The organism is Streptomyces sp. NPDC002130 (assembly GCF_040296465.1).
GTDB lineage: Bacteria > Actinomycetota > Actinomycetes > Streptomycetales > Streptomycetaceae > Streptomyces.
Genome location: NZ_JBEOXI010000461.1, coordinates 1 through 3452, shown reverse-complemented (window position 1 = coordinate 3452; position 3452 = coordinate 1). Strand labels below are relative to the sequence as shown.

The following is a 3452-nucleotide window of genomic DNA, read 5'->3' as shown; positions in this document are numbered from 1 at the left end:
GTGCGAGCAGGCACTATGGGCGGAAGAGCAGTTCACCTGCCGTACGTGACGCGTTCGGCCCCGGGTCAGCCGGGTCCTCAAGGACACCCCGCCGGCCGAGATCCTCGCGGCCGTGCGCCGGGTCGCGGCCGGCGATCCGGTCCTGTCGCCCGCGGTCACCCGCCAGCTGATGCGGCACGCCGTCGGCACCGCCGCCGACACGCGCCGCACCCGCGCGCGGGACCGCCTGACCGTCCTCAACGCCCGCGAGCGCGAGGTCGCCGTCGCGGTCGGCCGGGGCCTGGCCAACGCCGAGATCGCCGGTGCCCTGTTCATGAGCGTCGCCACCGTGAAGACGCACGTCTCGCGCATCCTGGCCAAGCTCGACCTCAACAACCGGGTGCAGATCGCGCTGCTCGCCTACGACGCGGGGCTCCTGGAGGAGGAACCGGAAGAGCACTGACCGGCCGGGCCCGCCGTCACGCCAAGGCGGGGGTGGCGTCTCCGGGGGTCTGGGCCGGTGGGCCGTTGGGCGAAGTCCGGCATGGCGCTTCGGGGGGTGTGGGCCGGTGGGCCGTAGGGCGAGTTCCGGGGGGTCTGGGCCGGTGGGCCGTCGGGCGAGTTCCGGGGAAGAGCCACGAGGGATCTCCGCCCGCGGGCCGTCAGGCGAAGCCCGCGAGGCGTCAGGAGGGATCTCCGCCCGCGCGCCGTCAGGCCAGCCCCGGGGGAGCGCCACGGGGAGATCGACCCGCTGCCGTCAGGCCGACCACGGAGGGGCGCCGCCGGGGTTCTTCGCCCGCGCGCCGTCAGGCCAGCCCCGGGGAAGCGCACGGGGGAGACGGGCCCGCTGCCGTCAGGCCAACCCCGGAGGGGCACCGCCGGGGATCTCCGCCAGGTGTACCGGCCTGCGCTCGCGCCGCGACAGCTCGCACGCCTCGGCGACCCGCAGTGCCTGCAGCGCCTCGCGCCCGTCGCAGGGGTTGGCCCGCTCGCCGCGGACGACCTCGACGAACGCGTTCAGCTCCGCCTCGTAGGCGGGTCCGAACCGCTCCAGGAAGCCCGTCCATGGCTTGTCCGCGGCCGGCGGCCCGGTCGGCTCGGTGGACGCGATCGGCGTACGGTCGTCCAGGCCGACCACGATCTGGTCGCGCTCCCCGGCGAGCTCCATGCGCACGTCGTAACCGGCCCCGTTCATCCGCGTCGCGGTGAGGGTGGCGAGCGTGCCGTCGTCCAGGGTGAGGAGCGCGGCCGCGGTGTCGACGTCGCCCGCCTCGCGGAACATCCGGGGGCCCGCGTCGGACCCGGCGGCGTAGACGTCCGTGACCTCCCGGCCGGTCACCCAGCGCAGCACGTCGAAGTCGTGGATCAGCGTGTCCCGGTACAGCCCGCCGGACAGCGGCAGCCACGCGGCCTCCGGCGGCGCCTGGTCGCTGGTCAGGGCCCGCACGGTGTGCAGCCGCCCCAGCCTGCCGGACCGCACGGCCTCGCGCGCCCCCGTGTAACCCGCGTCGAAGCGGCGCTGGAAGCCCATCTGGAGAACCGTCCCGGCCGTCTCGACCTCGGCGATCGCGCTCAGACTCCCCGGCAGATCCAGCGCGATGGGCTTCTCGCAGAACACCGGCAGACCCGACCGTGCTGCCCGACCGATCAGTTCGGCGTGGGCCGACGTCGCCGTCGTGATCACCACGGCGTCGACTCCCCAGCGGAAGATCTCCTCCACGCCGGGCGCCGCCGTCTCGCCCAGCCGGTGCGCCAGTTCCTGGGCCCTCGCGGGGTCCGCGTCCGTGAGGATCAGGGAGCCGACGTCGCGATGCCGACTGAGCGTGTTCGCGTGGATGGTGCCGATGCGGCCCGTACCGATGACGCCGATGCGCATGAGAACAAAGTGCGTGCGCAGCTCGCCGCTGTCAATCCGAATGTCCGGACAATCTGACTACACGACTTCCCGTCAACAACGCACAGAGCTACGCTCGGCCCGTGCCGAAACCAGAAGTGGACCCGACCGTGCAGCTCGAGCTGAGCGTGGACCGCAGCTCCCCCGTGCCGTTGTACTTCCAGCTGTCCCAGCAGCTGGAGGCCGCGATCGAGCACGGCACGCTGACCCCCGGCAGCCTGCTGGGCAACGAGATCGAGCTCGCCGCCCGGCTCGGCCTGTCCCGGCCGACCGTCCGCCAGGCGATCCAGTCGCTCGTCGACAAGGGCCTCCTCGTACGCCGCCGCGGCGTGGGCACCCAGGTCGTGCACAGCCAGGTCAAACGCCCGCTGGAGCTCAGCAGCCTCTACGACGATCTGGAGGCGGCGGGCCAGCGCCCGGCCACCCGGGTCCTCGTCAACGAGCTGGTCCCCGCCTCCGCCGAGATCGCCGCGGCACTCGGTGTCGCCGAGGACAGCGACGTCCACCGCGTCGAGCGACTGCGTCTCGCCCACGGCGAGCCCATGGCCTACCTCTGCAACTTCCTGCCCCCCGGCCTCATCGACCTCGACACCGCCCAGCTGGAGACCACCGGGCTCTACCGGCTGATGCGATCGGCGGGCATCACCCTGCACAGCGCCCGCCAGTCCATCGGTGCCCGGGCGGCGACGACGGAGGAGGCGGACCGGCTGGCGGAGGAGGCGGGGGCCCCGCTGCTGACCATGCAGCGGGTGACGTTCGACGACACTGGTCGAGCAGTGGAATACGGCACACACACCTATCGCCCGACGCGCTATTCGTTCGAGTTCCAGCTCCTGGTACGGACCTGAAATCTTGGGGGCGCGGGGAACTGCGCGGGCAACCCCCGCCCACCCGCGCCCCGGCCATGACCCGCACCACCCCGCCCCTGCCCCGCTCCGCACGCACCCCCACCGTGAGGCAGAATCGGGCGCGATGAGCACCTACCGCGACTTCACCGCCCCCATCGGCTCCCGCCGTGCCACCGTGCTCCGCACCGTCGGCACCCGGGAGCGCCGCTCGCACCTGACGGCCCCCCGCGTGCCCACGGTCGGCATCGACATCGGCGGTACGAAGGTGATGGCGGGCGTCGTCGACGCCGACGGCAACATCCTGGAGATGCTCCGCACGGAGACCCCGGACAAGTCCAAGAGCCCCAAGGTCGTCGAGGACACCATCGCCGAGCTGGTCCTGGACCTCTCCGACCGGCACGACGTGCACGCCGTCGGCATCGGCGCGGCCGGCTGGGTGGACGCCGACCGCAACCGCGTGCTGTTCGCCCCCCACCTGTCCTGGCGCAACGAACCGCTCCGCGACCGCCTCTCGGGCCGGCTCTCCGTCCCCGTCCTGGTGGACAACGACGCCAACACCGCCGCCTGGGCCGAGTGGCGCTTCGGCGCCGGCCGCGGCGAGGACCACCTGGTCATGATCACCCTCGGCACCGGCATCGGCGGCGGGGGCACCCACGATGGAGTGGTTGAGCACGGAGAACCTCGTGGCGGTGGCCACGGCCCTGCTCGGCATCGTCGCCTCGGGCGTGATG

3 protein-coding genes and 1 pseudogene are annotated in these 3452 nt (G+C 73.1%); 3 read left to right on the top strand and 1 reads right to left on the bottom strand.

Features of this window, described 5'->3' with window-relative positions:
• Positions 1 to 73: 73 nt before the first annotated feature.
• Positions 74 to 442 (top strand): annotated as a pseudogene (locus ABT116_RS40995) (response regulator transcription factor); the annotation flags it as partial.
• A gap of 390 nt (positions 443 to 832) precedes the next feature.
• Here the strand turns inward: ABT116_RS40995 and ABT116_RS40990 are convergent.
• Entirely contained in the window at positions 833 to 1855 is a 1023-nt protein-coding gene (locus ABT116_RS40990; protein WP_351645262.1) for a Gfo/Idh/MocA family protein, read from the bottom strand.
• Positions 1856 to 1983: 128 nt separating this feature from the next.
• Here ABT116_RS40990 and ABT116_RS40985 point away from each other — a divergent pair, with 128 nt between their 5' ends.
• Entirely contained in the window at positions 1984 to 2721 is a 738-nt protein-coding gene (locus ABT116_RS40985; RefSeq protein WP_351645265.1) for a GntR family transcriptional regulator, read from the top strand.
• A gap of 124 nt (positions 2722 to 2845) precedes the next feature.
• Positions 2846 to 3452: ROK family protein (locus ABT116_RS40980; protein WP_351645259.1), on the top strand; the 607-nt coding region annotated here is incomplete at its 3' end.

What these genes read in the sequence shown, in the direction of transcription:
- ABT116_RS40990 (WP_351645262.1), bottom strand. Translation starts at nt 1,855, where the DNA reads ATGCGCATCGGCGTCATCGGTACGGGCCGCATCGGCACCATCCACGCG.